The organism is Caballeronia calidae (assembly GCF_900044055.2).
GTDB classification, from domain to species: domain Bacteria; phylum Pseudomonadota; class Gammaproteobacteria; order Burkholderiales; family Burkholderiaceae; genus Caballeronia; species Caballeronia calidae.
On record NZ_FCOX02000318.1, the window covers coordinates 1 to 835 of the forward strand.

The 835-nt window shown below is 59.3% G+C and carries 2 protein-coding genes; both read right to left on the minus strand.

Annotated features, from left to right (window positions below; all coding sequences use genetic code 11):
* Positions 1-545: TrbG/VirB9 family P-type conjugative transfer protein (locus AWB78_RS42840; RefSeq protein ID WP_198399517.1), on the minus strand; the 545-nt coding region annotated here is incomplete at its 3' end.
* Between the two features lie 2 nt (positions 546-547).
* A partial coding sequence (locus tag AWB78_RS42845) for a VirB8 family type IV secretion system protein (protein WP_198399518.1) occupies positions 548-835 on the minus strand: 288 nt, incomplete at its 5' end.

Genomic DNA, 835 nt, shown 5'->3' on the forward strand with positions numbered 1-835 from the left:
TGGGGGTCCGTCCGAGCCATCGCCCCTCTCAGTTTCGCTCGGGCGATCTCGGCTTTGGCCTTGGTCGCTTCCTCACTCGGGTACTGGTAATTCAGCTCGATCGTTGCCTGTTTCATCGACCACGGGTTGTTGATGAAGGCCCGCGCGGGCTGACCGTCTGCGCCCGGCTTCATGTAGTGGCCGATAAAGTGGAGCAGGATGTTGTACGTGTGCTTGTCGGTCACGATTGTCAGATTGGTATCGCTCAGATCGGCGGTCGGACGGATGAAGAAGTTGTTGCCGCTATGTGTGAACTGCCACGCCTTGGTGTCGCCGAAGGCGTGCGTCACGTACTTTTCATCTTTGCCCACCGTGATATGAATCTGGATGCCGAGCACGGCATTCAGTTCGACCGTGTCGAGCTCGTTATAGACCACTGACTTGATGCGATAGTCGTAAGGTGAATTCTTCTTCGGCGACACGGCCATTGCCGGCGATGAGGCGAACACCACAGCCGCCACCAGTGCGGTAAGACCGACGAATGACAGGGATCCGACGCGCCTCATCTTCAGCCTCCCACCTTGCCCACGTTCGCCGGACTCTCGGGGTTCGGCCTGAAACTGGTGACCTGGAAGCCAGCCGGATTGATGAATCGCTCAGCCGCGGTCATCGGGCGACGCACGTAGTCGAAGGCCAGCGTCGCGATCCAATATTGCGGCGGCTCGGCGTTGGGGCGATCCCGATAGCGCTTCGTCGTCGTATAGCGGACGGTTGCGACGCGATGCCTGGTGTCGACAATGACGGAATTGATGTGCACCGACGTGCTTTCCGAGTCGCCCAGCACCTTGTCTTTGGG